Source organism: Mesorhizobium sp. (assembly GCF_004962925.1).
In the GTDB taxonomy this organism is placed as follows: Bacteria; Pseudomonadota; Alphaproteobacteria; order Rhizobiales; family Rhizobiaceae; genus Mesorhizobium.
Map to the genome: position 1 here is coordinate 1 of NZ_SUEO01000440.1, position 459 is coordinate 459.

The 459-nt window shown below is 64.9% G+C and carries 1 pseudogene; it reads left to right on the forward strand.

Going from position 1 to position 459, the window contains the following annotated elements:
* Positions 1–459, forward strand: a pseudogene (locus E5W87_RS35605) (ring-cleaving dioxygenase); the annotation flags it as partial.

Consider the following 459-nt stretch of genomic DNA (forward strand, 5'->3'; position numbering starts at 1 on the left):
ACGCCGAGGCGACGCCTGGTACCGACATCACCTTCTTCGACTGGCCGGTCGGACACGAACGGCGCGGCACCAACAGCATCGTGCGGACAAGCCTGAGGGTCGCCAGCCCCGAAAGCCTAGCCTGGTGGAAGGATCGCCTGGCCGGCGAGACCGTCGCGACGGGAGAGATCGGCGATATTGGCGGCTATCCGTCGTTGGATTTCGAAGATCCGGAAGGCCAGCGCCTGCGCCTCGTCAGCGATGGCGGCAAGGGCGACAGCCATCCCTGGTCTCAAAGCCCGGTTCCAGTCGAGCACCAGATACGCGGGCTCGGGCCGATCGTCATCAGCGTTCCCGACATCACCAACACCGAAGCGGTGCTGATCAGGGTGATGAACATGCGCAAGGCGCGTGATTATGCGTCGCCGGACGGCGAGGGTCAGGTTCATGTCTTCGAAATGGGAGCAGGCGGGCCGGCGG